General features: G+C 62.7%; 23 protein-coding genes and 1 tRNA gene. 8 read left to right on the top strand and 16 right to left on the bottom strand.

Translation table 11 applies throughout. From position 1 onward, the window contains the following. Window positions 1–76: 76 nt before the first annotated feature. Window positions 77–1,420 (bottom strand): MFS transporter, encoded by a 1,344-nt coding sequence (locus tag PSQ39_RS10815; RefSeq protein WP_409242019.1) that lies wholly within the window; start codon window positions 1,418–1,420, stop codon window positions 77–79. 167 nt (window positions 1,421–1,587) lie between these two features. Here PSQ39_RS10815 and cyoA point away from each other — a divergent pair, with 167 nt between their 5' ends. From cyoA to PSQ39_RS10775, 8 genes are all read left to right on the top strand, one after another. Next, window positions 1,588–2,646 (top strand): ubiquinol oxidase subunit II, encoded by a 1,059-nt coding sequence (gene cyoA, locus PSQ39_RS10810; protein ID WP_273926774.1) that lies wholly within the window; start codon window positions 1,588–1,590, stop codon window positions 2,644–2,646. A 94-nt stretch (window positions 2,647–2,740) separates the two neighbouring features. Further along, window positions 2,741–4,744, top strand: a complete 2,004-nt coding sequence (gene cyoB / locus PSQ39_RS10805) for a cytochrome o ubiquinol oxidase subunit I (protein WP_273926773.1) — start codon at window positions 2,741–2,743, stop codon at window positions 4,742–4,744. Window position 4,745: 1 nt separating this feature from the next. Next, the gene (cyoC, locus tag PSQ39_RS10800; protein ID WP_273926772.1) at window positions 4,746–5,387 is read left to right on the top strand and encodes a cytochrome o ubiquinol oxidase subunit III; all 642 of its coding nucleotides are present in this window, start codon (window positions 4,746–4,748) and stop codon (window positions 5,385–5,387) included. Then, window positions 5,384–5,770: a cytochrome o ubiquinol oxidase subunit IV gene (cyoD, locus tag PSQ39_RS10795; protein WP_273926771.1), complete on the top strand. Its 387-nt coding sequence runs from the start codon at window positions 5,384–5,386 to the stop codon at window positions 5,768–5,770. The genes cyoC and cyoD overlap by 4 nt, the downstream gene beginning before the upstream one ends. A gap of 29 nt (window positions 5,771–5,799) precedes the next feature. Next, the gene (locus tag PSQ39_RS10790; protein WP_273926770.1) at window positions 5,800–6,567 is read left to right on the top strand and encodes an SURF1 family protein; all 768 of its coding nucleotides are present in this window, start codon (window positions 5,800–5,802) and stop codon (window positions 6,565–6,567) included. 36 nt (window positions 6,568–6,603) lie between these two features. Beyond that, window positions 6,604–7,968 (top strand): ATP-binding protein, encoded by a 1,365-nt coding sequence (locus tag PSQ39_RS10785; RefSeq protein WP_409242018.1) that lies wholly within the window; start codon window positions 6,604–6,606, stop codon window positions 7,966–7,968. Further along, window positions 7,965–8,501 (top strand): response regulator transcription factor, encoded by a 537-nt coding sequence (locus PSQ39_RS10780; RefSeq protein WP_273926769.1) that lies wholly within the window; start codon window positions 7,965–7,967, stop codon window positions 8,499–8,501. The genes PSQ39_RS10785 and PSQ39_RS10780 overlap by 4 nt, the downstream gene beginning before the upstream one ends. Before the next feature lie 108 nt (window positions 8,502–8,609). Then, window positions 8,610–9,233, top strand: coding sequence for a glutathione S-transferase family protein (locus tag PSQ39_RS10775; protein WP_273926768.1), 624 nt, complete (start codon window positions 8,610–8,612; stop codon window positions 9,231–9,233). A 174-nt stretch (window positions 9,234–9,407) separates the two neighbouring features. Here PSQ39_RS10775 and typA read toward each other — a convergent pair whose 3' ends face one another. From typA to tolB, 15 genes are all read right to left on the bottom strand, one after another. Then, window positions 9,408–11,231 carry a translational GTPase TypA gene (gene typA / locus PSQ39_RS10770; protein WP_273926767.1) on the bottom strand — a complete coding sequence of 608 codons (1,824 nt, stop codon included), beginning with the start codon at window positions 11,229–11,231 and terminating at the stop codon, window positions 9,408–9,410. Beyond that, window positions 11,228–12,232 carry a tRNA pseudouridine(55) synthase TruB gene (gene truB / locus PSQ39_RS10765; protein ID WP_273926766.1) on the bottom strand — a complete coding sequence of 335 codons (1,005 nt, stop codon included), beginning with the start codon at window positions 12,230–12,232 and terminating at the stop codon, window positions 11,228–11,230. Before truB ends, typA begins: the two co-directional genes overlap by 4 nt. Before the next feature lie 3 nt (window positions 12,233–12,235). Beyond that, entirely contained in the window at window positions 12,236–12,604 is a 369-nt protein-coding gene (gene rbfA, locus PSQ39_RS10760) for a 30S ribosome-binding factor RbfA (protein WP_273926765.1), read from the bottom strand. A 30-nt stretch (window positions 12,605–12,634) separates the two neighbouring features. Beyond that, a complete protein-coding gene (gene infB, locus PSQ39_RS10755) occupies window positions 12,635–15,508 on the bottom strand; it encodes a translation initiation factor IF-2 (RefSeq protein WP_273926764.1) in 2,874 nt (957 codons plus the stop codon). Between the two features lie 24 nt (window positions 15,509–15,532). Beyond that, the gene (gene nusA / locus PSQ39_RS10750) at window positions 15,533–17,017 is read right to left on the bottom strand and encodes a transcription termination factor NusA (RefSeq protein ID WP_273926763.1); all 1,485 of its coding nucleotides are present in this window, start codon (window positions 17,015–17,017) and stop codon (window positions 15,533–15,535) included. 69 nt (window positions 17,018–17,086) lie between these two features. Then, window positions 17,087–17,680 carry a ribosome maturation factor RimP gene (gene rimP / locus PSQ39_RS10745; RefSeq protein ID WP_273926945.1) on the bottom strand — a complete coding sequence of 198 codons (594 nt, stop codon included), beginning with the start codon at window positions 17,678–17,680 and terminating at the stop codon, window positions 17,087–17,089. A gap of 176 nt (window positions 17,681–17,856) precedes the next feature. Then, window positions 17,857–18,243 (bottom strand): thioredoxin family protein, encoded by a 387-nt coding sequence (locus PSQ39_RS10740; protein ID WP_273926762.1) that lies wholly within the window; start codon window positions 18,241–18,243, stop codon window positions 17,857–17,859. A gap of 124 nt (window positions 18,244–18,367) precedes the next feature. Further along, window positions 18,368–19,645: a c-type cytochrome gene (locus PSQ39_RS10735; RefSeq protein WP_273926761.1), complete on the bottom strand. Its 1,278-nt coding sequence runs from the start codon at window positions 19,643–19,645 to the stop codon at window positions 18,368–18,370. Further along, the gene (locus PSQ39_RS10730) at window positions 19,642–20,370 is read right to left on the bottom strand and encodes a c-type cytochrome (RefSeq protein WP_273926943.1); all 729 of its coding nucleotides are present in this window, start codon (window positions 20,368–20,370) and stop codon (window positions 19,642–19,644) included. The genes PSQ39_RS10735 and PSQ39_RS10730 overlap by 4 nt, the downstream gene beginning before the upstream one ends. 187 nt (window positions 20,371–20,557) lie before the next feature. Further along, complete coding sequence (locus PSQ39_RS10725; RefSeq protein WP_273926760.1) at window positions 20,558–21,652, bottom strand: acyltransferase family protein; 1,095 nt, start codon at window positions 21,650–21,652, stop codon at window positions 20,558–20,560. Window positions 21,653–22,002: 350 nt separating this feature from the next. Beyond that, a tRNA-Lys gene (locus PSQ39_RS10720) sits at window positions 22,003–22,078 on the bottom strand. A gap of 48 nt (window positions 22,079–22,126) precedes the next feature. Then, the gene (locus PSQ39_RS10715) at window positions 22,127–22,906 is read right to left on the bottom strand and encodes a tRNA threonylcarbamoyladenosine dehydratase (protein WP_273926942.1); all 780 of its coding nucleotides are present in this window, start codon (window positions 22,904–22,906) and stop codon (window positions 22,127–22,129) included. A gap of 32 nt (window positions 22,907–22,938) precedes the next feature. Continuing rightward, window positions 22,939–23,724, bottom strand: a complete 786-nt coding sequence (gene ybgF, locus PSQ39_RS10710) for a tol-pal system protein YbgF (protein ID WP_273926759.1) — start codon at window positions 23,722–23,724, stop codon at window positions 22,939–22,941. Between the two features lie 8 nt (window positions 23,725–23,732). Continuing rightward, entirely contained in the window at window positions 23,733–24,275 is a 543-nt protein-coding gene (gene pal, locus PSQ39_RS10705) for a peptidoglycan-associated lipoprotein Pal (RefSeq protein ID WP_273926758.1), read from the bottom strand. A gap of 83 nt (window positions 24,276–24,358) precedes the next feature. Beyond that, on the bottom strand, window positions 24,359–25,678 hold the full coding sequence (gene tolB / locus PSQ39_RS10700; protein ID WP_273926757.1) for a Tol-Pal system beta propeller repeat protein TolB: 1,320 nt from the start codon (window positions 25,676–25,678) through the stop codon (window positions 24,359–24,361). Window positions 25,679–25,873: the final 195 nt, after the last annotated feature.

The following is a 25,873-nucleotide window of genomic DNA, read 5'->3' as shown; positions in this document are numbered from 1 at the left end:
CAGATTGTGCCCGATCAAAACACCCGTTTCGCGCACCCTGCAGAGCGGGGCCCGCCCGGGTGTTTGTGGGCCCAGTTCAGCCGCGGCCCTCCAGGGCGCGGTTCACGCTCAAGGCCGCCAAGGTACCCAAGGCGCCGGACAACAAATACACGCTGACATAGGCCAGGCCGAAGTGCGCCGACAAGCCCAAAGCCACCAGCGGGGCAAAGGCCGCACCGACCAACCAGGCCAGATCCGCCGTCAAAGCCGCACCGGTGTAGCGGTAGCGGGCCGAGAAGTTGGCCGTCACCGCCCCAGAAGCCTGGCCATAAGACAGGCCCAGCAGGCTGAAGCCCAGCAAGATGAACACGTTCTGGCCCCAGACGCCACCATCCATGAGCGACGGTGCGAAGCCGCTGAACACGGCAATCAAGGCCGCCAAGGTCCCCAGCGTGGTGCGGCGACCAAAGCGGTCAGCCACCAGGCCCGACACCACGATGCCCACCGCCGCCAGGCAAGCGCCCCACATCTGCACCCCCAGGAAGTCGCTGATCGAGCGCTCCGAGTAGAGCGTGATCCAGGACAAGGGGAACACCGTCACCAGGTGGAACAAGGCATAGCTGGCCAGCGCGGCCAAAGCGCCAATCAGCACGTTGCGGCCTTGCGAGCGGGTCATCTCGACCACGCTGGTGGGCTCGAGCTCACGCTCTTCCAACAGGTGCGAATACTCGTCGGTGGACACCAGGCGCAGCCGCGCGAACAAGGCCACGACGTTGATGGCGAAGGCCACGTAGAAGGGATAACGCCAGCCCCATTCCAGGAAGTCATCCGACGCCAGGTTGCCCAACAAGAAGGCAAACAGGCCAGCAGCCACCACAAAACCCAGCGGGGCACCCAACTGGCCCAGCATGGCGTACCAACCGCGGCGGTCTTCAGGCGCCTTCAGTGCCAGCAGCGAGGGCAGCCCGTCCCAGGACCCGCCGAGCGCCACGCCCTGCGCCACGCGAAACAGCGACAGCAGGACGATGGAGGTGAAGCCCAGGTGGGCATAGGTGGGTAAGAAAGCCATGCCGGCGGTGCTGGCGCCCAGCAGCACCAGGGCGATGGTCAGCTTTGTTTCTCGGCCAAAGCGGCGCTGGATGGCCATGAACAGCACCGTACCAAAGGGCCGGGCGATGAAGGCGAAGGCAAAAATGACAAAGGAATACAGCGTGCCGTCCAGGCGCTCTTCCGTGGGGAAGAACACAAATGGGAACACCAGGACCGAGGCGATGGCGTAGACGAAGAAGTCGAAATACTCCGACGCCCGCCCCACCACCACGCCGGTGGCAATTTCACCCGGGGTGATGTGGGTGCTGTGCCCCCCAGGGGCGGTGCTGCTGTTGGCATAAGCCGGGGACGCTACCTGAGCGGCAACGCTAGGAACTGTGCTGGACATCATTTTTGCCTCTCATTTCTTGCGATGGGCGCCCGAAGGCGCGCTGTCTCCGCCACAGCAGTCTGGAGAGAGGTCGATTGACATAGGACAAAACGTCCAATCGCCAAAACCGCTTGGCGAATCTACATTACCTCACTTTCCCCCCATAGCACATCCTGCTTTACCCCGGCATGACCTCTCACAAGACTCTTCGCGGACTGCTGTTGCTGTCTGCCGCTTCCTTGACCGGCTGCGGCACCGTGGTGATGAACCCGTCCGGCGACATCGCTGCACAACAAGGCCACCTCATCGTGGTTTCGACGCTGCTGATGCTTTTGATCATCGTTCCGGTGATCGCGCTGACCTTGTTCTTCGCCTGGCGCTACCGCCAATCCAACACCCAAGCGGCCTACGAGCCGGACTGGGACCACTCCACCCAACTGGAGCTGGTGATCTGGGGCGCGCCCCTGCTGATCATCATCGCGCTGGGCTTGCTGACCTGGATCAGCACCCACACGCTGGACCCGTACCGCCCGCTGTCGCGCCTGGACGCCAACCGCCCCATCCCGGCGGACGTCAAGCCGCTGACCGTGGAAGTGGTGGCCTTGGACTGGAAGTGGCTGTTCATCTACCCCGAGCAAGGTGTGGCCACGGTGAACGAGCTGGTCGCCCCCGTGGATGTGCCGATCCAATTCAAGATCACGGCGTCGACGGTGATGAACTCGTTCTACATCCCCGCGCTGGCCGGTCAGATCTACGCCATGCCGGGCATGCAAACCCAACTGCACGCCGTGATCAACAAGGCGGGTGAGTACGAAGGCTTCTCCGCCAACTACAGCGGCGCCGGCTTCTCGCACATGCGCTTCCGCTTCCATGGTGTGGACCAAGCCGGTTTTGACAGCTGGGTCAACAAGACCAAGACCAGCGAACTGAGCCTGGACCGCGCCTCCTACCTGGCCCTGGAGCAACCCAGCGAACGCGACCCCGTGCGCCACTACGCCAAGGTGGACGCCGAGCTGTACCACGCCATCCTGAACCGCTGTGTGGACAGCAGCAAGATGTGCATGAACGAAATGATGGCCATCGACCAGGCCGGCGGCATGGGCCCGAACACCTTCAAGGTGGCCAGCCAAGCCTCCTCGGCCACCGAAAACCGCCTGCCTGCGCGCCGCTACGTCGAAGCGCTGGCCTGCACCACCGCCGACCCCCAGGGCACCGGTCTCTCGCTGAACAAACCGACCGGACTATGACCCTCGCCGCCCTTGCAACCCCTGGCAACGCCTTTGGCGCTGCCCACGTCCAGGCCCAGTGCCTGGGCGCTCACCCCTGCCAGCGAGACTGACCATGCACGACCAACTCGACCTGACGAAGCTCATCTTCGGCCGTCTCTCCTGGGACGCCATCCCCTTCCACGAGCCCATCCTCCTGGCCACCTTCTGCATGGTGGCCCTGGGTGGTGCGGCTGTTCTGGCGCTGCTGACCCGCTTCCGCCTGTGGGGCCCGCTGTGGCGCGACTGGATCACCAGCATCGACCACAAGCGCATCGGCATCATGTACATCGTGTTTGGCCTGATCATGCTGCTGCGCGGCTTTGCCGACGCCATCATGATGCGCGCCCAGCAAGCCATCGCCTTCGGCGACCAAGCGGGCTTCCTGCCTCCGCACCACTATGACCAAGTGTTCACCGCCCACGGCGTGATCATGATTTTCTTCGTGGCCATGCCCCTGGTGACCGGCCTGATGAACTACGTGGTGCCGCTGCAAATCGGCGCCCGTGACGTCGCCTTCCCCTTCCTGAACAACTTCAGCTTCTGGATGACCGCCTTCGGTGGTGGTCTGGTCATGGCTTCGCTGTTCGTGGGTGAATTCGCTCGCACCGGCTGGCTGGCCTACCCGCCGCTGTCTGGCATTTTGGCCAGCCCGGATGTGGGGGTGGACTACTACATCTGGTCACTGCAGATTGCGGGGGTCGGGACTTTGTTGTCGGGGGTCAACCTGATCGCCACCATCGTCAAGATGCGCGCCCCTGGCATGAACCTGATGAAGATGCCCGTCTTCACCTGGACCGCCCTGTGCACCAACGTGCTGATCGTGGCCGCCTTCCCGGTGCTGACCGCCGTGCTGGCCCTGCTGTCGCTGGACCGCTACGCCGGCACCAACTTCTTCAGCAACGACCTCGGCGGCAACGCCATGATGTACGTGAACCTGATCTGGATCTGGGGTCACCCGGAGGTCTACATCCTGGTGCTGCCGGCCTTCGGTATCTTCTCTGAGGTGGTGGCCACCTTCTGCAGCAAGCGCCTGTTCGGCTACGCCTCCATGGTGTACGCCACGGTCGTGATCACGATCCTGTCCTACCTGGTGTGGCTGCACCACTTCTTCACCATGGGCTCGGGTGCGAGTGTGAACTCGTTCTTCGGCATCACCACCATGATCATCTCCATCCCGACTGGGGCGAAGATCTTCAACTGGCTGTTCACCATGTACAAGGGCCGCATCCGCTTTGAGCTGCCCATGCTGTGGACCATTGGCTTCATGGTCACCTTCGTGATCGGCGGCATGACCGGCGTGCTGCTGGCAGTGCCCCCGGCTGACTTCGTGCTGCACAACAGCCTGTTCCTGATTGCTCACTTCCACAACGTGATCATTGGCGGCGTGCTGTTCGGCATGATCGCGGGCATCACGTACTGGTTCCCGAAGGCCTTCGGCTACAAGCTCGACCCGTTCTGGGGCAAGTGCTCGTTCTGGTTCTGGTTCATCGGCTTCTACCTGGCCTTCATGCCCCTGTACGTCTTGGGCCTGATGGGCGTGACCCGCCGCATGAGCCACTTCGAAGACCCGTCGCTGCAAATCTGGTTCCAAGTGGCTGCACTGGGCGCCGCCCTGATCGCACTGGGCATCGCTTGCTTCGGCATCCAACTGGTGGTCAGCTACCTGCGCCGCGACAGCCTGCGCGACACCACGGGCGACCCGTGGGATGGCCGCACGCTGGAATGGTCGACCTCGTCGCCCCCGCCGGACTACAACTTTGCCTTCACCCCCAAGGTGTATGACAACGACGCTTGGACCGACATGAAGAAGCAAGGCTTCGTGCGCCCGGTGCAAGGTTTTGTGGACATCCACATGCCCAAGAACACCGCCGCTGGCTTTGTCATCGCGGGTCTGAGCGCCGTCGTGGGCTTTGCCATCATCTGGCAGATGTGGTTGCTGGCGGGTCTGGGCTTTGTTGCCCTGATGGCCGCGATCATCATCCACACCTTCAACTACCACCGCGACTACTACATTCCCGCCGCCCAGGTGGTGAAGGTGGAAGCCGAACGCACCCGTTTGCTCGCAGGTCAAGTCTAAGATGTCCACTATCACTGCTTCTGGCGCCCACGGCGCCCCCTTGAGCAAGGACCCCAGCTCGCGCTTCTACGTGTTGGAGCACCACCCAGAAAACGGCACCTTGCTGGGTTTCTGGCTCTACCTGATGAGCGACTGCCTCATCTTTGCGTGCCTGTTCGCGGTGTACGCCGTGCTGGGCCGCAGCTATGCCGCAGGCCCCTCGGGTGCCGATCTGTTCGACCTGCCCCTGGTGGCGTTGAACACCTCGCTGCTGCTGCTGTCGTCCATCACCTATGGCTTTGCCATGCTGGAAATGCAGAAGAAGAAGCTCAAGCCCACCCTGGTGTGGCTGGGTATCACCGGCTTGCTGGGCGCGGGCTTCATCAGCCTGGAACTGTATGAGTTCGCCCACCTGATCCACGAAGGTGCGGGCCCGGGCCGCAGCGCCTTCTTGTCGGCCTTCTTCACGCTCGTGGGCACCCACGGCCTGCACGTCAGCTTCGGTCTGATCTGGCTGGTGGTGTTGATGGTCCAGCTGAACAAGCACGGCCTGACCGGCCCCAACAAGCGTCGCCTGATGTGCCTGTCCATGTTCTGGCACTTCTTGGACGTGGTTTGGATCGGCGTTTTCACCTTTGTCTACCTGATGGGAGTTCTGCCATGAGCGCACATGACCACCACCACGGCCACGATGACCATGGCCACGACGACCACGCTGACCACGGCAGCCTCAAAAGCTACGCCATCGGCTTCGTCCTGTCGGTCATCCTGACCGCCATCCCCTTTGCGCTGGTGATGGGCAAGACCTTTGCCAGCTCCAGCACCACCGCCATGGTGATCCTGGCCTTCGCGGCCGTACAGATCGTGGTGCACATGGTGTACTTCCTGCACATGAACAGCCGTGCTGAAGGCGGCTGGTCGATGCTGGCCTTGATCTTCACCGTCATGCTGGTGGTGATCACGCTGGCCGGTTCGCTGTGGGTCATGTACCACCTGAACCACAACATGATGCCCATGCCGGCGCACGAGATGCGCCAGATGCCTTGAGCGCCCAAAGCGCCCAGGCACCCGCCCCCATGGCCCGCCCCCGCTCCAGTGTGCTGCGCGCACTGTTCTTGCTGGGCGCGGGCCTTGTCTTTTTGGGGCTGCTGGCCTTGGGCACCTGGCAGGTGCAGCGCCTGGGCTGGAAGCTGGCCTTGATTGAGCGCGTCGAGCAACGCGCCCACGCCGCGCCCGAGGCGCCCCCCAGCCAAGACCGCTGGCCCAGCATCACCGCGGCCAGTGACGAGTACCGCCACCTGCGGCTGCAAGGCCAGTGGCTGCACCAGCAGCAAAGCCTGGTCCAGGCCGTGACCAAACTGGGCCCTGGCTTTTGGGTGATGACTCCGCTGCGCCTGAGCGGCGGCGAACTGGACGGCACGCTGGTGCTGGTCAACCGCGGCTTTGTCACCCAAGCCCCGCCCGCCAAACCCAACGACAGCCAGGTGAGCACCGTCACCGGCCTGCTGCGCCTGAGCGAGCCCAACGGCGGCTTTTTGCGCCGCAACGCCCCGGCCGCGCAACGCTGGTTCTCACGCGACGTGGCCGCCATCGCCGCAGCCCATCACTTGAGTCCCATGGCCCCCTATTTTGTGGACGCCGATGCAGCCCCTGCCCCGCTTGCGGGACAATCGAGCCCCCTGGCGCACGACGCCTCCTTGACCGAGCCCGTGGGTGGCCTGACCGTGCTGCACTTCCAGAACAGCCACCTGGTTTACGCGCTGACTTGGTACGCGCTGGCCTTGATGGTGCTGGCCGCCGTGTGGTGGGTGTGGCGCCAAGACCGGCGCGGCCCGCCTGCGTGACGCGCCCCGATTGACCCCTCTGCACTAGGCTTTGCGATGCCCCTGTCCCCGTTGAACGAAGCCCCTGCCCTCAGCGCCCCGCAAGGCGTGCCCACGCCCCAAGTCAAGCCGCCTCCGGCGGCCCAACTGGACAGCGTGGCCGGGCACAAGAACATGCTGCAGCTGATCCACCTGCGCTGGTTGGCCGTAGGGGGGCAAATCGCCACCATCGCGGTCGCAAGCCTGGTGCTGGACTTGCCGCTGCCCATGCCACAGATGCTGGAGGTGCTGGCCTGCCTGATCGCCTTCAACATCGCCAGCCATCTGCGCTGGCATGAGCAGCGCGAGGTCTCCAACACCGAGCTGTTTGTGGCCCTGCTGGTGGACGTGGCCAGCCTGACGGCCCAGCTCTACCTGAGCGGCGGCACCACCAACCCCTTCGTGTTTTTGTACCTGCTGCAGGTGATTTTGAGCGCCGTGCTGCTCGAGGCCTGGTCCACCTGGACCATCGTCGGCATCACCACCGCCTGCCTGGCCGGTCTGACCCTGCTGTCGCGCCCCCTGGCCCTGCCCCTGGACCACAACCAAGGCCTAGCCAGCCTGTACGTGCAAGGCCTGCTGATCTGCTTTGTGCTCAACGCGATTTTGCTGGTCACCTTCATGACCCGCATCCACCGCAATTTGCAGGTGCGCGATGCGCGCCTGGCCGACATGCGCCAACAGGCGGCCGAGCATGAACACATCGTGCGCATGGGGCTGCTGGCATCCGGTGCCGCGCACGAACTGGGCACACCGCTGTCCACCCTGGCCGTGATCTTGGGCGACTGGCGCCGCATGCCCGAGTTCAAAGGCAACCCCGACCTGCTGGAAGAAATCAACGACATGGAAATCCAGCTGCAGCGCTGCAAATCCATCGTCAGCGGCATCTTGCTGACCGCCGGGGAGACCCGGGGCGAAGAGTCTGAAGAGACCACCCTGAGCGCCTTCCTGGAAACCCTGGTGCAAGACTGGCGCCTGACCCGCCCGCACGCCCCCCTGGCCTACCAAGCGACCTTCCCCAACGACCTGCCCATGGTGGCCGACTCGGCTGTGCGTCAGATGATCGACAACGTACTGGACAACGCCATGGAGGCCTCCCCCCAAGGACTGACCTTGCAGGCCCGCCACGATGGCGAAGAGCTGACCCTGGAGGTGCTGGACCAAGGCCCCGGCTTTGCGCCCGGCATGCTGCAACAAATTGGCAAGCCCTACCAGTCCAGCAAGGGCCGCCTGGGCGGTGGCCTGGGCCTGTTCTTGGTGGTGAACGTGGCACGCAGCCTGGGCGGCACCGTCAGCGCCCGCAATCGCCCTGAAGGTGGCGCGGTCGTCACCCTCAAACTGCCCTTGGGTGCACTCACTCTGGACGACAATACAAGCCTATGAGTGAAGACCGATTGCTGCTGCTGGTAGAGGACGACGCGACCTTCGCGCGGACCTTGATCCGATCGCTGGAGCGGCGCGGTTACACCACGCTGCACGCCAGCAGCCTGCACGACGTCAGCACCCTGCTGGAGCAACATTCCCCCGACTACGCTGTGGTGGACCTGAAGCTCAACGGCGACGCCAGCGGCCTGGCCTGCGTGCAGCGCCTGCACCAGCATGACGCCGCCATGCGCATCGTGGTGCTGACCGGCTTTGCCAGCATTGCCACCGCGGTGGAAGCCATCAAACTGGGCGCCTGCCACTACCTGGCCAAGCCCTCCAACACCGACGACATCGAAGCCGCCTTCGGCCATGTGGCGGGCAGCACCGACATCGAGCTGACCAACCGCTCCACCTCCATCAAGACCCTGGAGTGGGAGCGCATCCACGAGACCCTGGCCGAGACCGGTTTCAACATCTCCGAGGCCGCCCGCCGCCTGGGTCTGCATCGGCGCACCTTGGCCCGCAAGCTGGAGAAGCAGCGGGTGAAGTGAGCAGCGCGCGCACTCCAGCCACCCTGCTTTGGACACGCCACCCCCATCCAGTGGTGATGAATTGAGGATGCCCATCCCAGGCCAGCAATGCCGCAAAATGTGCCGCATATGCTGAAAATCCTGGGTAAATCCACTTCAATCAACGTCCGTAAAGTCCTTTGGACTTGTATCGAGTTGAATCTTCCCTGCGAACTCGAAGCATGGGGCTCTGGCTTTCAAGACACTTCGGCTCCCGACTTCCTCGCGCTCAACCCCAACGCGATGGTGCCAGTAATGTTGGATGGCGAGTTCTCACTCTGGGAGTCGAATACGATTTGCCGCTACCTTGCGGCCCAAGCGGGCCACACGACTTTGCTGCCTGCGCAGCCGCGCGAACGGGCTGGGGTCGAGCAATGGATGGACTGGCAAATCGCGGAGCTCAATCCATCCTGGCGTTACGCCTTCTTATCGCTGGTGCGTGGGAGCCCGGCTCACCAAGACTCAGCGCTGCTGAAAGCGGGAGTGGCCGGCTGGCATCGGCATATGGCCATCTTGGAAACCCAATTGCAGTCAACTGGGGCCTTCGTCACCGGCAGTACCTTCACTTTGGCGGATGTGGTTCTGGGACTGTCGACACACCGCTGGTTCATGTGCCCGATGGAGCGCCCAAGCCTGCCAGGCGTGGAAGCCTATTACTTGCGGCTCAGTGAGCGTCCGGGCTTTCAACAACATGGACGCAATGGCATCCCCTGAAATAGCAACGCTCAAATGGGCCTGGAAAGCGGTACTGGGGACATGCCCAGAGGCTTAAGGCCCTCATAGCACCTCCGATTTGCAGCGCCCATGAAAAAAGGAGGCCCAAGGCCTCCTTTTCTCTCCCCTGCCCCACCTGCATCCCATGAACGCAGGCTGGCTGGGTCATTCAACTCAAGAGCGGCTGGCGCGCTTGCGGTCGTGTTCCTTCAGGTGGCGCTTGCGCAGACGCACCGACTTCGGCGTGATTTCGACCAGCTCATCGTCCTCGATGAATTCAACGCCGTATTCCAGCGTCAGTTCGATCGGGGGCGTGATCTTCACAGCGTCTTCCTTGCCGCTCACACGGAAGTTGGTCAGCTGCTTGGTGCGGGTGGCGTTGACCACCAGGTCGTTGTCGCGGCTGTGGATGCCGACGATCATGCCTTCGTACACTGGATCGTTGGCCTTCACAAACATGCGGCCACGGTCGTCCAGCTTGCCCAGGGCGTAGGTGAAGATTTCACCGTCGTCCATGGAGATCAGCACGCCGTTCTTGCGGCCGCCGATGTCACCCTTGTGGGGTTCGTAGCTGTCGAAGATGTTGCTGATCAGGCCAGAACCACGGGTCAGGTTCAGGAATTCGTTGGTGAAACCGATCAGGCCACGGGCCGGGATGCGGTATTCCAGACGGACGCGACCGCGGCCATCGGGTTCCATGTTCACCAGCTCGCCCTTGCGCTCGCCCAGGGCTTGCATCACGCCGCCTTGGTGGCCTTCTTCGATGTCGGCCGTCACCAGCTCGATCGGCTCGTGGCGCTCGCCGTCGATGTCACGGAACACCACGCGCGGCTTGGACACAGCCATTTCGTAGCCTTCACGGCGCATGTTTTCCAGCAGGATGGTCAAGTGCAGTTCGCCGCGACCCATGACTTCGAAGATACCTTCTTCGTCCGTTTCCTTCACGCGCAGGGCCACGTTGTGTTGCAGTTCCTTTTGCAGGCGGTCCCAGATTTGACGGCTGGTCACGAACTTGCCTTCACGGCCGGCCAGCGGCGAGGTGTTGACGCAGAAGTTCATGGTCAGGGTCGGCTCGTCGACCTTCAGCATGGGCAGCGGGGCCGGGTTGGCCACGTCGGTCACAGTGACGCCGATACCGATGTCGGTGATGCCGTTGATCAGCACGATTTCACCCGGGCCGGCTTCGGTGGACTGGACGCGGTCCAGGCCTTGGAAGGTCAGCACTTGGTTGACACGGCCCTTGATGGCCTTGCCGTCCGGACCTTCCATGACCAGCACGTCACTCATGGGCTTGAGCGTGCCTTGGCTGATGCGGCCCACGCCGATGCGGCCCACGAAAGACGAGAAGTCCAGTGCCGAGATTTGCAGTTGCAGCGGCGCGTTCGGATCACCCTTTTGCGACGGAACGTGCTTCAGGATGGTGTTGAACAGGGCCGACATGTCGGGGCCCCACTGTTCGCCGGGAGCGCCTTCAACCAGCGAGGTCCAGCCGTTGATGCCCGAGGCGTAAACGACGGGGAAGTCCAGTTGTTCGTCGGTCGCGCCGAGCTTGTCGAACAGGTCGAAAGCAGCGTTGACGACCTTGTCCGGGTTGGCACCGGGCTTGTCAACCTTGTTGACCACCAGGATCGGGCGCAGGCCCAGGGCCAGGGCCTTCTTGGTCACGAAACGGGTTTGCGGCATCGGGCCTTCTTGGGCGTCGATCAGCAGCACCACACCGTCCACCATAGACAGAGCGCGTTCAACTTCACCGCCGAAGTCCGCGTGGCCCGGGGTGTCAACGATGTTGATGTGGGTGCCTTCCCAGCTCACGGCGCAGTTCTTGGCCAGAATCGTGATGCCACGTTCTTTTTCGATGGCGTTGTTGTCCATCACGGTGTCCACGATCTTTTCGTGTTCCGCGAAGGTGCCCGACTGACGCAGCAGTTGGTCAACCATGGTGGTTTTGCCATGGTCAACGTGGGCGATGATGGCGATGTTTCGAATTTGTTTGCTCATTTCGTTTCCTGAATACCGGCCGTTGCGGGCTCGTTTGTACTTTCAATACTTTCCAAAATCTGTTGGATCTCGATCGGACTCAAGAGCCGCTCCGGGATCAGTTCTCCGGCCATCACATGGCCCACCCCCAACAGCGCCGGCGGTTGCTCGCCGAACACCGCTACCGGGTTCATGTCGGGCCAGTTGCCTCGGCGGCGCACGCCGCTGAGAAACCGTCCGGCATTCTCGCTGTCCAAGGTGACGCGCGTGTGATGCGGCAACAAGGCCTGCACGGGCAGCAAGCTGCCCAAACGCTCGGCCTCAGACCAAGCTTCCAACTGCGCCAAGGTGACGCACTGTTGCTGGTCAAATTCACCAGTCACCGTGCGCCGCAGCGAAATCAAAGAAGCGCCACAACCCAGCGCTTCACCAATGTCTTCACCCAAGGTGCGGATGTAGGTGCCTTTGCTGCAGCGGGCCTCGATGCGCAGCGTGGGGGCTCCCCCATGCTGGTCCGACACGTCGCTCAGTTGCAGCTCAAAAATCACCACATCGCGCGCAGGGCGCTCGACTGTCACGCCCTCGCGGGCGTACTCATAAAGGGCCTTGCCGTCCTTCTTCAAGGCACTGTGCATGGGCGGCACCTGGCGGATCGGCCCCAGGAACTGCTGCCGCACGGCCTCCAAGCGCTCCGTGCTCAGCGCGTCGGGTGCCACCGGGCGGGTCTCAATGACCTCGCCCTCGGCGTCACCCGTCGACGTCTTCTGGCCCAAGCGAGCCAAGGCCACGTAGGTCTTGTCAGCATCCAAGTGGAGCTGGCTGAACTTGGTGGCGGCCCCAAAACACAGCGGCAACACGCCGGTGGCCAAGGGGTCCAAGGTGCCGGTGTGCCCGGCTTTTTCAGCGCGCAGCAGCCACTTCGCCTTTTGCAAGGCGTTGTTGCTCGACAGGCCGAGCGGTTTGTCCAGCAACAACACCCCATGCACAGGGCGCCGTTGCACCCGTGTGCGTGGCGCGTTCATGCTTCAGTCGTCTTTGGCGCGCGAAGACACGGCCTTGGCGATCAAGGCGTTCATGTCGGCCGCACGCTCGGTGGTCCGATCGAAATGGAAATGCAGCGTCGGCACAGTGTGAATGTGCAGGCGCTTGAACAGCCCGTTGCGCAAAAAGCCGGCGGCCTGGTTCAGTGCTTCTTCGGTTTCCTGGGGGTTACCGATCAGCAAGCTGAAAAAGACCTTGGCGTGTGCGTAGTCGGGCGTCACCTCAACCGACTGCAGGGTGACCATGCCAATGCGCGGATCTTTGAGTTCGCGCAAGAGCTCGGTCAGATCGCGTTGGATCTGATCGGCCACCTTGAAGCTGCGGTTGGGGGTGCTGGATGCCTTACGTACCATCTTGTCTTTCGCGGAGTTCGTTCCGAGCGCTTACAGCGTACGGGCGATTTCCTTGATTTCGAAGAACTCCAGTTGGTCGCCCACGGAGATGTCGTTGTAGTTCTTGAGCTTGATACCGCACTCGAAGCCTTCCTTGACTTCGCGCACATCGTCCTTGACGCGCTTGAGGGACTCGAGCTCGCCGGTGTAGATGACCACGTTGTCGCGCAGCAGGCGGAAGCGTGCAGCCCGGTTGACCAGGCCCGAGGTGACCATACAGCCAGCCACAGTACCGATCTTGGAGGCGACGAACACGGTGCGGATTTCGGCCGTACCGATGACTTCTTCCTTCTTGTCCGGGGTCAACATGCCCGACATCGCTGCCTTCAACTCATCGACGGCGTCGTAAATGATGTTGTAGTAATGGATGTCGACCGAGTTGCCTTCAGCGGTCTTGCGAGCACCCGCATCAGCACGCACGTTGAAGCCGATCACGATGGCCTTCGAAGCGATGGCCAGGTTGATGTCGGATTCGCTGATCGCGCCCACAGCGGCGTAAACCAGTTGCACCTTGACTTCGTCGGTGGACAGCTTGAGCAGGGAAGAAGCCAGGGCTTCTTGCGAACCTTGCACGTCGGCCTTGATGATGATGGGCAGGGTCTTGACCTCGCCCGCCGTCATGTCGGAGAACATGTTTTCCAGCTTGGCGGCTTGTTGCTTGGCCAGCTTGGTGTTGCGGAACTTGCCAGCGCGGTAGGTGGCGATTTCACGGGCACGACGCTCGTCGGTCAGCACCATGAACTCATCACCGGCTTGCGGCACTTCGGTCAGACCCTGGATTTCCACCGGGATCGACGGGCCAGCGGTCTTGATGCTGCGGGCGCTCTCGTCGAGCATGGCGCGCACACGACCGTAGGTCTGGCCAGCCAGCACCACGTCACCAGTCTTCAGGGTACCGGACTGAACCAGCACCGTGGCCACCGGGCCGCGGCCCTTGTCCAGCTTGGCTTCGATCACCAGGCCCTTGGCGTTGGAGTCGACCGAGGCCTTGAGTTCCAGCACTTCGGCTTGCAGCAGCACTTGTTCGAGCAGGTCGTCCACGCCTTGGCCGGTCTTGGCCGACACGGACACGAAGGGCGAATCGCCACCGAACTCTTCCGGCACCACTTCTTCAGCCACCAGCTCGCTCTTCACGCGCTCCAGATTGGCATCAGGCTTGTCAATCTTGTTGATCGCGACCACGATGGGCACACCAGCCGCTTTCGCGTGCTTGATGGCCTCCTTGGTCTGCGGCATCACGCCGTCGTCCGCCGCCACCACCAGGATGACGATGTCGGTGGCTTGAGCGCCACGGGCACGCATGGCCGTGAAGGCCTCGTGACCCGGGGTGTCCAGGAAGGAGATCATGCCGCGCGGGGTTTCCACGTGATAGGCACCAATGTGCTGCGTGATCCCGCCGGCTTCGCCCGACGCCACCTTGGTGCGACGGATGTAGTCCAGCAGCGAGGTCTTGCCGTGGTCGACGTGACCCATGACGGTCACCACCGGTGCGCGCGGCAGTTGCTCGGCATCCTGTGCGCCGACGTCGTCGTCGGTGAAGGCTTCCGGATCGTCCAGCGCGGCCACGATGGCCTTGTGGCCCATTTCTTCCACGACGATCATCGCGGTGTCTTGGTCCAGCGGCTGGTTGATGGTGACCATCTGACCCAGCTTCATCAGGTGCTTGATGACCTCAGAGGCCTTGACAGCCATCTTGTGGGCCAGTTCCGCCACGGTGATGGTTTCCGGCACGTGCACTTCAATGACACGTGCTTCCACCGGCGCTTGTTGCTGGTGATCGTCACGTTGGTCACGGTCGTTGCCACGGCGGCCGCGCGGGCCACTGCGCCAGCTGTTGCGGCCAACGCCACCACTGCTGTCGCCACGGGTCTTGATTTCTTTCTTCTTGGCCGGGTCGCCTGCCCAGCTGGAGGACAGCTTGGCCGACTTGACTTCCTTGTTGCCGCCCGGAGCAGCCGGTGCAGCAGCACCTGCCGTGCGCGGAGCGCCACCAGCACCAGGGGTGCCAGCAGGCTTGTGCAGCGTGCCCTTGACGCCAGCCTTGGCGTCCGCCGGCTTGACAACGGGCTTCGGCTCTTCAGGCTTCTTGGCGACCAGCACCTTCTTGGGCGTGGCCATCATGGAGCGGATGGCCGCTGCTTCGGCTTCGGCCTTGCGGCGACGCTCGCTCAAGTCGGCGGCACGGGTGGCCTCTTCCTGGGCACGAGCGCGGGATTCGGCTTCAGCCTTTTCACGGGCTTCGGCAGCAGCGGCACGCACGGCAGCAGCGGCTTCGGCTTGCTCCTTGGTGGCGACTTCCTTTTCGGCCATGGCTTGGGCGCGGCGGGCTTCTTCCTGGGCTGCATAAGCAGCAGCGCGGGACTCAGCTTCACGTTCGCGGCGTTCGATCTCTTCGCGCTGACGGCGCTTTTCAGCCAGCTCGTCTTCTTGATGGCGAATTTGCTCAGCCTGACGACGCGCTTCTTCTTCGCGGCGGCTCAGGTCAGCGTTGTGAGCGGTTTCTTCCACCGTTTGGGGCAGCTCTTGCTCCACCACTTGGGCAGCCGCTTCAGGACGAACCTCGTCCTCGCGCTGAATGAAGGTGCGCTTCTTGCGCACTTCCACTTGAATGGTGCGGGCCTTGCCCGTGGAGTCAGCCTGTTTGATTTCGCTGGTCGATTTCTTGACCAGGGTGATCTTCTTGCGGTCGGCAGAAGCCGTACCGTGGCTGGCTTGCAGGTAGCTCAAAAGCATCTGCTTGTCGGCATCGGTCAGGGTATCGGAGGAGGCGCGCTTGGGCACGCCGGCCGACTTCAACTGGTCAAGCAGGGTTTCAGGGGACTTCTTGAGTTCGTTAGCGAACTCGGCGACAGTGGTACTGGACATATTCGATTCGTGCCTCCATGACCATTACTCTTGACCCGCGAACCAATGTTCGCGAGCCTTCATGATCAAAGCCGTGGCTTCTTCAGGGGTCTGGCCGGTGATGTCGGTGAGTTCATCCACCGCCAGATCCGCCAGTTCGTCGCGGGTATGGACCCCGCCTGCTGCCAACTTGGCGATCAACTCGGGGCTGAGGCCCTCGAGATCACGCAAGTTTTGGGACACATCGTCCACGCTCTCTTCGCGGGCGATTTCCATGGTCAGCAATGCATCTTTGGCACGGGAACGGAGTTCGTTCACCGTGTCTTCGTCAAAGCTCTCGATTTCCAGCATTTCCTGGATGGGCACGTAGGCCACTTCTTCGAGGCTGGTGAAGCCTTCGGAAATCAGGATCTCGGCGATTTCTTCGTCGACATCGAGCTTTTCCATGAACAGCTGGCGCGTGGCCTGCGTTTCATTGGCTTGTTTCTGGGCCGACTCGGCCGCGTCCATGATGTTGATCTTCCAGCCCGTCAGGTCGGAAGCGAGGCGCACGTTTTGACCACCGCGACCGATGGCAATGGCGAGGTTTTCCTCGTCCACCACCACGTCCATCGCGTGCTTTTCTTCGTCCACCACAATGGATTGCACGTTGGCCGGAGCCAGCGCACCGATCACAAACTGAGCCGGGTCCTCGCTCCACAGCACGATGTCCACGCGCTCGCCAGCGAGCTCGTTGGTCACGGCGTTGACGCGGGTACCGCGCACACCGACGCAGGTGCCGATCGGGTCGACACGCTTGTCGTGCGACAGCACAGCGATCTTGGCGCGCGAACCGGAGTCACGGGCGCAGGACTTGATCTCCAGCAGGCCTTGCTCGATCTCGGGCACTTCCTGGCGGAACAGCTCGATCATGAACTCGGGGGCCGAACGCGACAGGATGATGGGGGCACCACGCAGGGTGAGGTCCACTTCCATGATCATGGCGCGCACACGGTCGCCATTGCGCAGGTTTTCCTTGGGGATCATCTCGCTGCGGCGCAGGCGACCTTCGACACGGCCGGACTCGACAATGATGTCGCCCTTGTCCATGCGCTTGACGGTGCCCACGAAGATCTTGTCGCCACGCGACATGAAGTCGTTGAGCAGCATTTCGCGCTCAGCGTCGCGGATCTTTTGCAGGATGACTTGCTTAGCGGCCATGGCGCCAATGCGGCCAATGGGCACCGAAGCCACCGATTCTTCGATGTATTCATCGACTTCGATGTCGGCGATCTGTTCCTTGGCTTCGAACAGCAGGATTTCTTGCTCGGGCAGTTGCAGACCGGCTTCGTCCGGCACCACGTGCCAGCGGCGGAAGGTTTCGTAAACGCCCGTGTCACGGTCAATCGCGACACGAATGTCCACCTCGCCCTCATAGAGCTTCTTGGTGGCTTGGGCCAGCGCGGATTCCACGGCGCCAAACACCACGTCACGCTCCACATTCTTTTCGCGCGAGATGGCTTCGACCAACATCAACAATTCGCGATTCATGTCACGACTCTCCTATCCAAAACGATGCAAATGAGGCTGCTGCAGCCACGAGGCTGAGGCAGCGCCCGTTCAAGCCGAGGGAGCTTCCTGAGAAGAAGCTCGCCCCTTGAAGTCAACAATGGGTGCCAGACGGGCATCACGCAGCTCGTCCAAGGTGAAACCCAGCACCTGCAAGGGCGCGGGGACGCGCTTCTTGCTGATTTTCTGACCAGGTTTCACGGCGGGCTCGTCCCGCCACACGATTTGCCAGCCGGCCGCGGCCTCAGCGGCTTCGACACGCTCGAGCGTGCCGCGAAATTTTTTGCGATTGCCACTCACGATGCCACCGGCTGCGGCGCCCAGGGGGGCCTTCAGGGTGATGTCGATGATCTCTCCGGCAAAGCGGATGAAGTCTTGCTCATGGCGCAGCGGACGGTCCAGTCCGGGCGAGGAGACTTCGAGGCGTCGGTAATCGACGTCTTCGACTTCGAGGGCGAATTGGAGTTGTCGCGTGACTTTTTCACAGTCTTCGACATTCACATAGACGGGGGGCTGACCAGCAGCCTCGGGGGACCAGGGCAGATCGATGGTGATGCGCAGCAAGCCCGAAGCGGAGCGCTCGATCTCCACGAGGTCATAACCCAGTCCAGTTACGGTTTGTTCTACGGTTTGCTGTAGCGCCACGTTGATCCGGATGCAACCTGTTGTTAAGTGATGAAAACCGCCGGCTGTAGCCTGGGTGATTCCCACCGAAAAACGCTTATTCAAAAGCGATGAACCAAAAAAAACGGGCGGTAATTACCCGCCCGTTTGGTCGTGAAGCTCTTATTGTAACGTCTAAAGTGTTGATTTGCAAAGGTTTAGGCCTGAGTTTTCGACAGCTCGGCCCCCGAGCGTCGGCTGCGCGGCCCCAAAACCCCCTGAACGGCGCCCCACAAGGCTTGCGTCTCAAGTGTCGCCACCGACCGACGCCCGACATCAGCCCGAAAACCAGTCAACATCCGAGCCAGGACCTCGGGCTGCGGGGTCAGGGGACCGAAGTGGTGCACCGACTGCGCATGGGCCACCAGCAAGGTGGGAAAGGTTTCGATATCGACATCGCCAATCGCATCCGAATCATCTTCAATGTCCACCCAATGAAAGGCGACATCAGGGTGGCGAGCGGCCAGAGCATCAAAAGCCGGCAGGTACTCCTTGCAGACCCCACACCAGCCCGCACACAGGCACACCACAAACCACTCAGACATGAATCACCCTCCAGACAGGGCCGCATCCTATCGCAAACACCGCCCTGCCGCCGCTGCCGATCACCATGTCAAGCGGAACCGACCTGCAGCCCGGGTGGGCACACCAGCCAGCCCTCAGCGGAACTCAGCGTGATTCAGCGCCCCGGTCCCGCACCAAGTCCAGCGTGGAGACCGGTCCAGCCTGGTGCCCCCAGGCCGACCGCAGGTAGGACACCACGGCCGCCACTTCGTCATCCGCCAATTGGTGGCGGAACGGTGGCATGCCATGCGGGCGAGCATTCCCTTCCGTGGCGGGGGCGTAGCCGCCTTGCAAGACCATGCGAATGAGATTGGCAGGCTGCCCCATCGTCACCGCCCGGTTGCCCGCCAAAGCAGGATAGGCACCCGGCACCCCCTCGCCCTGCTCGCCGTGGCAGGCGGCGCAGTGCTGGCCATAGAGCTGAGCACCTCGTTTGATTTGAACCGGGACAGAGGGCAAGGCCGCCACCGGCTCCGCCGGCTGCACCGGCAAAGCCTGCAGGTAGGCGACCATGGCGCTTAAATCCTGGTCACTCAGGTGCTGGGTGCTGCGAAACACCACCTCTGCCATCGGGCCGGTCACCACGGCATGCTGATTGACACCGGTGCGAAGCAAGCGCACCGCTTCCTCGGCTGACCAGCCCATCACCCCCGCCTCTGCCGGATCAGTCAGCGATGGGGCATACCAGCGTTGCACTGGCAACATCTGCCCCTGCAAAGGCCGAGCGGCGTCCAAACCACCCAAAGCGTCCCGCGGCGTATGGCAGGCCGCGCAATGTCCCAAACCCTGAACCAGATAAGCGCCGCGATTCCAGGCCGCGCTCTGCGCCGGCTGCGCCTCCCAGTCCAGCGGCTTGAAATACAGCGCACGCCACACCGCCAGGGCGGCCTGGCTGCGGTAGGGCCACCCCAAATCATGCGCACGGTTAGGTTGAGCCACCGGCGGCAGGCTGCGCAAATAGGCATAGAGCGCATCCGAGTCCGCGCGCGACACGCGGGTGTACTCGGTGTAAGGAAAAGCCGGGTACAGCAGCCGCCCATCGCGCGATCGGCCGTGGTGCATGGCGCGCCAGAAATGACTGGGCGACCAAAGCCCCAGGCCGGTGGCCTCGTCCGGCGTGAGGTTGGAGCTGTAGACCACACCAAACGGGGTCTCAATCCCTCGGCCGCCCGCATAAGGCGGCCCACCCTGCACCGTGTGGCAGGCCATGCAATTGCCCGCCTTGGCCAAATAAGCCCCCTGGGCGACCAGCTGGGCGCTGGCCGTCGGTGGCATGACCTCATCCACCGGCAGCTCTGCGCGCACATTGAGCCAGGCGACCCAAGCCACCAAACCCAGGGTGACACTCACCAACACCAGCAAGCCATGCAAAGCGCGCTTCATGGTTTGACCTCCAGGCTCACCCCGCCACAGCGAGCGGGCAGCGGCTTGGGCAATCCAGCCGCCGCATGGGAGGGCTTGGGCAGCGGCTGCGACGCCAACCAGGCGGTCACCGCACTGACCTCTTCGGGGCTGAGCAAACGTGCCACAGCCGCCATGCAGTCAGGCGACTGCGCTTGGCGCTGCCCCGTCTGCCAAGCGCCCAGTTGGCTGTTCAGGTAGTCCCTGGGCAGCCCCAGCAGCCCCGGAATGTCCGGCGCCACGCCCGTCATGGCTGCGCCATGGCACTGAACGCAGGCCGGCAGCCGACGCTGGGCATCGCCCTGCTCGACCAAGCGACGCCCCAAGGTCAGCGTCGCTGTATCGACCACAGGTGGTCGCGGCGCCGGGTACGGCAAGTCCAAGCGAGCAAAGTATCCCGCCATTTCACGCAGGTAGGCATCGCTGAGGTGCTCCAGCAAGCCCGCCATCTGGGGATAGCGGCGGCGCCCATCGCGAATGTTGAGCAACTGGTGGTAGAGGTAGCCCTCTGGCTTGCCCGCCAGACGCGGAAAGTAGCCATCCGGCGTGGCCCGACCATCAGGGCCATGGCAGGCGGTGCAGGCCAACACCCGGGCCGCCATGGAGTCCGGGGCCGGCATGACAGCTTGAGCGCCGACTTGGGAAACAGACACCAAAGCCAAACCAAGCAATGCCAACGATCGCCACAGCCAGCCGCCCGCGCCCATCACTCGAACCCGCATCAGATCGCGCACTTGAACCCCCGCCTCATGGACGTCAAAACCCCACTGTAGCCGCCTTGAACCTGCCGAAACAGGCGCAGAAGCCCGAAAAAAAAGCGGATCAGCTCGTCGCGATCCGCCTTCAGAGGGCCCATAGCGCCCGAAGCGCCGGCCCAGATCACCAGAACCCGACTCAGCGACGGGCCGCCAACAAGCCAATCAAGCGCGTGCTCCCGCGCTCTTCCACCAGCGCATAGAACGCGTGACCACAAATCAGACTGCTCATGAGCGCCAAGACCATGCCCATGACATTCAGCCAAGGCTGGGCGGGGAAGAAATGCGCCCACACCGCATTGAAAGCCAGGCAAACCGGAAAGTGGATCAGGAACACCGAATAGGAGATTCGCCCCAACCAGGACAGCAGCGCGTGGTTCAACCAGGCCCAAGCGCCACGCAGCAACACGCAACCCAGGACCACAGACGTGAGCAAGGCCACCGCAATGCGCTCGCGGAACTCCAACATCAGGGCCAGACAGGCCACTGCCCAGAGCGCGGCCAGCCAAGCCCAGGGGTGACGCCGACCCGAGGCCCAACGGGTCATCAAACCCAGCGCATAAGCGCCGAAGAAATAGACCCCTGTGACGTCAAATCCCGCGTCGCGGTTGAAGAAGAACAAGGAAGCCAACATCAGCACCGTGGTCAAGCTGACCACCCAAGCCGTCAAACGAGCGCGCCCAGCCAAGTCCGTTGGCTCATGGGGCCCTGCCAGCTTTTGCCCGACAAAAAACACGAGCACCGCCAAAGCATAGAGCTGCAGGTCAATGGCCACGTACCAAACCCCCGCCGACAGGGACTCATGCCCCACCCAGCCATGCAGCATGAACACGTGCGAGAGCACCCGCCAAAAATCAGGCTTGCTGGGCAGGGACTCATGGTGCCACCAGGGACGCAGCACAGCCGCCATCACAAGGGCGACCAGCAAGGCCGCCACATAAGGCACCGCCAGCCGCAAATAGCGCTGCCAGAACAAAGACAAAACAGGGATGCGCTGCCCAGAACGGGCAAAGCGAGACAACTGGCCGGCCGTCAAAAAGCCCGCCACCACCAAGAAAACCTGAACCGCAAAACGCCCGTAGTCGTAAAGCCACGAGATCAGGCCAGGCGCCAGAGGCAGGGCCACATCCGACATGGGGCCGTAAAAGGCCAAATGGTGGCTGACAATGAGCACGCAGGCCAGGCCCTTGAGGGCATCCACCAAGGGCATTCGATTCGCAACGCTTGAAGTCATCAAAGTTCCAACGGGAGACAGCGCCGAGACCAGGTAGACACCGGGTCAAGCCGACAAGCGCCAACCGTCCACGAAACCGAGTACCGCGCCAGAATCACGTCCGGGCACAGCACTCACAGCGCCTCACACAAGCGAGGGGGCAGCAGCGCGCAACAACAGGTCACACCCCAAGCCCACCAGGCTGCGCCAAACCTGTCAGCGCCAAGTGCATACCCTCCAGCCTGACTCAGCCAGGCCAACCCATGATTGTAAGTGCTCAGAATGGACGGGCGCGTAAACGAATGCGACATCTGCCCGCCAGGACAAACAAAAAAGCGCTCAAGCCGGAAGCCAGAGCGCTTTTTAAAATTTGGTGGGACGTGCGGGGGTCGAACCCACGACAAACGGATTAAAAGTCCGCTGCTCTACCAACTGAGCTAACGTCCCATCAGCGTCAACAAAAGTAAGTTTACCTCTGCATCAGCAAGCCTCAAATTATAGCGTGGTTTTTGGGGCTTTTTCAGAATTCTTGGCCAATTCGTTCAAGACCCACCCCGCCGCACATTGACCAAAGGTCGCCGTGACGCTGACCACGGAGCCATAACCATGGCAATTCAGGCTGCCATCCCCTTCCAACTGACAGGATGCGTCCGGCGGCGCCACCGCTTCACGGCTGAACACGCAGGACACGCCGATGCGTTTGCCGTCTCGCGGCGCCGCATGTTCGCGCCGCAGTCGGTAACGCAGTTGGGCCAGCAAAGGGTCATGGGTGGTGACCGACAAATCATCGATGTCCACCAGATGCGCCAGGCGCTTGCCCCCAGCCGCCCCCACACTGACAAAGGGCACCTTCTTCCGGCGTGCCCAGGCCGCCAGCGCGGTTTTGGTTTTGACTTGATCACACGCATCGATCACCGCATCGACTCCGCTGGGACACAAAGCCTCCCAGTTCTCGGGCGTCACAAAGTCTTCGATCCGCGTGACCCGGCAGCCGGGGTGGATGTCCGCAATGCGCTCCGCCATGGCGTCGACCTTGGCCTGCCCCACCGTGGCGCCCAAAGCGTGAATCTGGCGATTGATGTTGGACTCCGCCACGTTGTCCAGGTCGATCAGGGTGAGCGCTGCCACACCGCTGCGGGCCAACGCTTCCGCCGTCCAGGACCCCACGCCACCGATGCCCACGACCACCACGTGAGCGGCCCGGATGCGCTGCGCACCCGCCACCCCGTACAGGCGCGCCAGACCACCAAAGCGGCGCTCCAGATCTGCGTCCATCTGAGCCACCGTCAGGCCCTCAGCCACGCCAATCACTTCAGGCGGGCCAGTCGCTCACGCGCGGCAGCAGCAGCTTCGGATTGCGGGTAGACCTTGATCAGGTCCTCCAAGGTCTTCTTGGCGCTCTTGCTGTCCTTCAACTCCGTTTGGCAGTTGGCAATGGACAGCGCCGCCTCAGGCGCGCGTGGGTGCTCAGAGGCCACCGCCAACAGGGACTTGAAGTTGGCCACGGCCTCCTTGTAGTCACGTGTGGCGTACTGGGCATTGCCCAGCCAGAACAGCGCTGTCGGCAAGTAGCCGCTTTGCGGGTAGCGGCGAATGAACTCCGCAAAGCCCGTCTGAGCCTGCGGGAAGGCACCCTGGCGGAATTGCGCCAGCGCGGCTTCAAAGTCCTTCTTCTCCGCCGGATCGGCCTGGAATTCACGCCCATCCACGGACACTTTGACGGGCTCAAACTGGCGCAAGCGGTCATCCACGCCCTGGGCGATGTCTTTTTGACGGCGCTGCAGCTCTGACACATCCCGCGCCAATTGCTCGTTCTGCCCCCGCAGGCTGGCCTGCTCGGACTTCAAGGTCTCGATTTGAGACTGCAGCTCCAGCAGACTGCGCCGCAACTGGGCCAGCTCTTCGGCCGCATGGCGGTTTTCCGAGTCCTGACGCTGGGCGTTGGAATCGACCTTCTGGCGCAGGTCAAGAATGGCCTTGCGTGCCTCATCGTCGCCAAACAGCGCCGCGTGGCTGGGTTGGGCCAGCAAGGCCGCGCATGCCAGCGCGGCAGCAGACAACACGCGCAGGGCGTGATTCGATGGGCTGCGCATGCAAGACCTCAACGGTAGGAGATTTCAACGCGGCGGTTCTGCGCCAGCGAGGCTTCATCGGTACCCATCGCAGCCGGCTTTTCCTTACCAAAGCTCACCGCTTCCAGTTGGCTGTCAGACACGCCCAACAAAGTCAGGGCACGGCGAACCGCTTCAGCACGCTTTTGACCCAGGGCCAGGTTGTATTCACGGCCACCGCGCTCATCGGTGTGACCTTCCAGGGCGACCTTGCGAGCGCTGTTGGCCTTCAGGAAGCGGGCATGGGCGTCCAGCTGCGATTGAAACTGGGGCTTGACGGTGTAGCTGTCGTAATCGAAGTACACGATGCGCTCAACACCGGCCGGGCCGGCATTCTTGTTGGCGTTGGCCGACAGGTCGACGCCTGCAACCGCACTTTGCGAGGTGCCCGCGCCATTGCCGGTGCCACTGCCGCTGGTGCTCACGGCACCGGTGTTGCGCTCCTCAACGGGGGCTTGGTCCAGCTTGACGCCAGAACTGCAACCCGCCACCAAAGCGGCGGCTATCAAAGTGAGAGAAAAACGTTGAATCATGAAAAACTCCTGAAAAAAAGAAGGAGAACAGCCGAAGCTGAGAAGTCAAAGAAAAGAGGCTGGGCCTGATGGCCTGGCGCTCCTCAAGATTTTTGGAACGGGCCCCAATCGGGCTCACGGATGTCACCGCCCTGCCCCGCCAAACGCGCCTTGATCTTGCCGTCCAGGGTGGTGGTCATGAGGGCCTCACGACCACCCTGTTGCGTGGCATAGACCAACAGGCGGCTGTTGGGGGCAAAACTGGGGGACTCGTCTGCCGAAGTGTCGGTGATGGCCGTGACAGAACCACTGCTGAGTTCCATCACATGCAGCTTAAAGGCCCCGGACACCCGGGAGATGTACGCCAGCCAACGCCCGTCTGGGCTCAAGGTGGGCGAAATGTTGTAGCTGCCCGTGAAGGTCACGCGCTCGGCGCTGCCGCCGCCCGCCGCCACCCGGTAGATCTGCGGCGCGCCGCCTCGGTCGCTGACGAAGTAAATGGTCTTGCCGTCCGGCGCGTAGGCCGGCTCGGTGTCAATGCCATTGCTTTGCACCAGGCGGCGCGGCTCGCCACCGTTGACCGCGTCGATGGTGTAGAGCTGGCTGCCGCCGTCGCGGGTCAGGGTGACGGCCAACTGGCGCCCGTCGGGCGACCAGGCGGGGGCGCTGTTCGAGCCCTTGAAATTGGCGATCAAACGGCGCTTGCCGCTGGCCACATCGTGCACATACACCACCGGCTTGCGCGACTCGAAGGACACATAGGCGATCTGCCCGCCCGACGGGGACCAGGCCGGCGAAATGATGGGCTCCGGGCTGGTCAGGGCCGACTGGGCGCCTTCACCATCGGCATCAGCCACCCAGAGGTTGTACTTCTGGCCAGCCTTGGTCACATAGGTCACGCGGGTGGAGAAAACACCTTTTTCACCCGTGAGTTTTTCGTAGACAAAGTCAGCGATGCGGTGCGACACCAGGCGCAAATCGGCTTGAGGCACGGCGTAGCTCTGGCCCCCCAGGTCCTGCCCACGCACCACATCCCACAGGCGAAAGCGCACGTCGTAGCGGCCATCTGCCAAGCGGGTGATGCTGCCGGTGACAAGGGAGTCGGTGCTGCGTTGGCGCCAAAAACTCATCTCAGGCCGGGTGGTTTCATCCAGCGCAGGGCCGGAAGCGTCCACGGGGCGGAACTGGCCGCTGCGCTCCAAATCGGCCTGGATGATCGCGGCCGGACGCTGCGGCATCGCCGTTTCACCCTTGAAGGGCGCCACGGCGATGGGCAATTGGGTCAGGCCCACACCGGACACTTCGACTCGAAACTGAGCCAGCGCCGGGCCAGCCACCGACAGGGCCAGCGCCGCCAAAACGGACCGGCGCGCGGCAAAGGGTGAGGAAGAGGGGGAGAAAGAAACGGGGCTTTGGAGGTTCATTCGCAGTGGTGGTCAGGTGACAACACGGGAATTGGCCGGGGCGGCTGGTGATCGGTCGCCGCGACAAAAGGAGCTATGTTACACACTGCCCAAAAAGCACTGTCACAAAATGTGTACTGTACACCGCAGCGGTTTGACCTTCGCCCTGGCCTCAGGGTAAAGAGTGCGTGAAGTGGCCGGACGATCCTGCGCCCC

The organism is Curvibacter microcysteis (assembly GCF_028649455.1).
GTDB lineage: Bacteria > Pseudomonadota > Gammaproteobacteria > Burkholderiales > Burkholderiaceae_C > Curvibacter > Curvibacter microcysteis.
This window is presented reverse-complemented; position numbering and strand designations above follow the sequence as displayed.

Bases quoted from the DNA above. Each gene is read 5' to 3' on its own strand.
- PSQ39_RS10740 (WP_273926762.1), bottom strand. From the start codon at position 18,243: ATGTCTGAGTGGTTTGTGGTGTGCCTGTGTGCGGGCTGGTGTGGGGTC.
- PSQ39_RS10730 (WP_273926943.1), bottom strand. From the start codon at position 20,370: ATGGGCGCGGGCGGCTGGCTGTGGCGATCGTTGGCATTGCTTGGTTTG.
- PSQ39_RS10785 (WP_409242018.1), top strand. From the start codon at position 6,604: ATGCCCCTGTCCCCGTTGAACGAAGCCCCTGCCCTCAGCGCCCCGCAA.
- nusA (WP_273926763.1), bottom strand. From the start codon at position 17,017: ATGAATCGCGAATTGTTGATGTTGGTCGAAGCCATCTCGCGCGAAAAG.
- truB (WP_273926766.1), bottom strand. From the start codon at position 12,232: ATGAACGCGCCACGCACACGGGTGCAACGGCGCCCTGTGCATGGGGTG.
- PSQ39_RS10735 (WP_273926761.1), bottom strand. From the start codon at position 19,645: ATGAAGCGCGCTTTGCATGGCTTGCTGGTGTTGGTGAGTGTCACCCTG.
- typA (WP_273926767.1), bottom strand. From the start codon at position 11,231: ATGAGCAAACAAATTCGAAACATCGCCATCATCGCCCACGTTGACCAT.
- PSQ39_RS10725 (WP_273926760.1), bottom strand. From the start codon at position 21,652: ATGACTTCAAGCGTTGCGAATCGAATGCCCTTGGTGGATGCCCTCAAG.
- cyoC (WP_273926772.1), top strand. From the start codon at position 4,746: ATGTCCACTATCACTGCTTCTGGCGCCCACGGCGCCCCCTTGAGCAAG.
- cyoD (WP_273926771.1), top strand. From the start codon at position 5,384: ATGAGCGCACATGACCACCACCACGGCCACGATGACCATGGCCACGAC.
- ybgF (WP_273926759.1), bottom strand. From the start codon at position 23,724: ATGCGCAGCCCATCGAATCACGCCCTGCGCGTGTTGTCTGCTGCCGCG.
- tolB (WP_273926757.1), bottom strand. From the start codon at position 25,678: ATGAACCTCCAAAGCCCCGTTTCTTTCTCCCCCTCTTCCTCACCCTTT.
- rbfA (WP_273926765.1), bottom strand. From the start codon at position 12,604: ATGGTACGTAAGGCATCCAGCACCCCCAACCGCAGCTTCAAGGTGGCC.
- infB (WP_273926764.1), bottom strand. From the start codon at position 15,508: ATGTCCAGTACCACTGTCGCCGAGTTCGCTAACGAACTCAAGAAGTCC.
- PSQ39_RS10775 (WP_273926768.1), top strand. From the start codon at position 8,610: ATGCTGAAAATCCTGGGTAAATCCACTTCAATCAACGTCCGTAAAGTC.
- PSQ39_RS10790 (WP_273926770.1), top strand. From the start codon at position 5,800: ATGGCCCGCCCCCGCTCCAGTGTGCTGCGCGCACTGTTCTTGCTGGGC.
- pal (WP_273926758.1), bottom strand. From the start codon at position 24,275: ATGATTCAACGTTTTTCTCTCACTTTGATAGCCGCCGCTTTGGTGGCG.
- PSQ39_RS10815 (WP_409242019.1), bottom strand. From the start codon at position 1,420: ATGATGTCCAGCACAGTTCCTAGCGTTGCCGCTCAGGTAGCGTCCCCG.
- cyoA (WP_273926774.1), top strand. From the start codon at position 1,588: ATGACCTCTCACAAGACTCTTCGCGGACTGCTGTTGCTGTCTGCCGCT.
- cyoB (WP_273926773.1), top strand. From the start codon at position 2,741: ATGCACGACCAACTCGACCTGACGAAGCTCATCTTCGGCCGTCTCTCC.
- PSQ39_RS10715 (WP_273926942.1), bottom strand. From the start codon at position 22,906: ATGGACGCAGATCTGGAGCGCCGCTTTGGTGGTCTGGCGCGCCTGTAC.
- PSQ39_RS10780 (WP_273926769.1), top strand. From the start codon at position 7,965: ATGAGTGAAGACCGATTGCTGCTGCTGGTAGAGGACGACGCGACCTTC.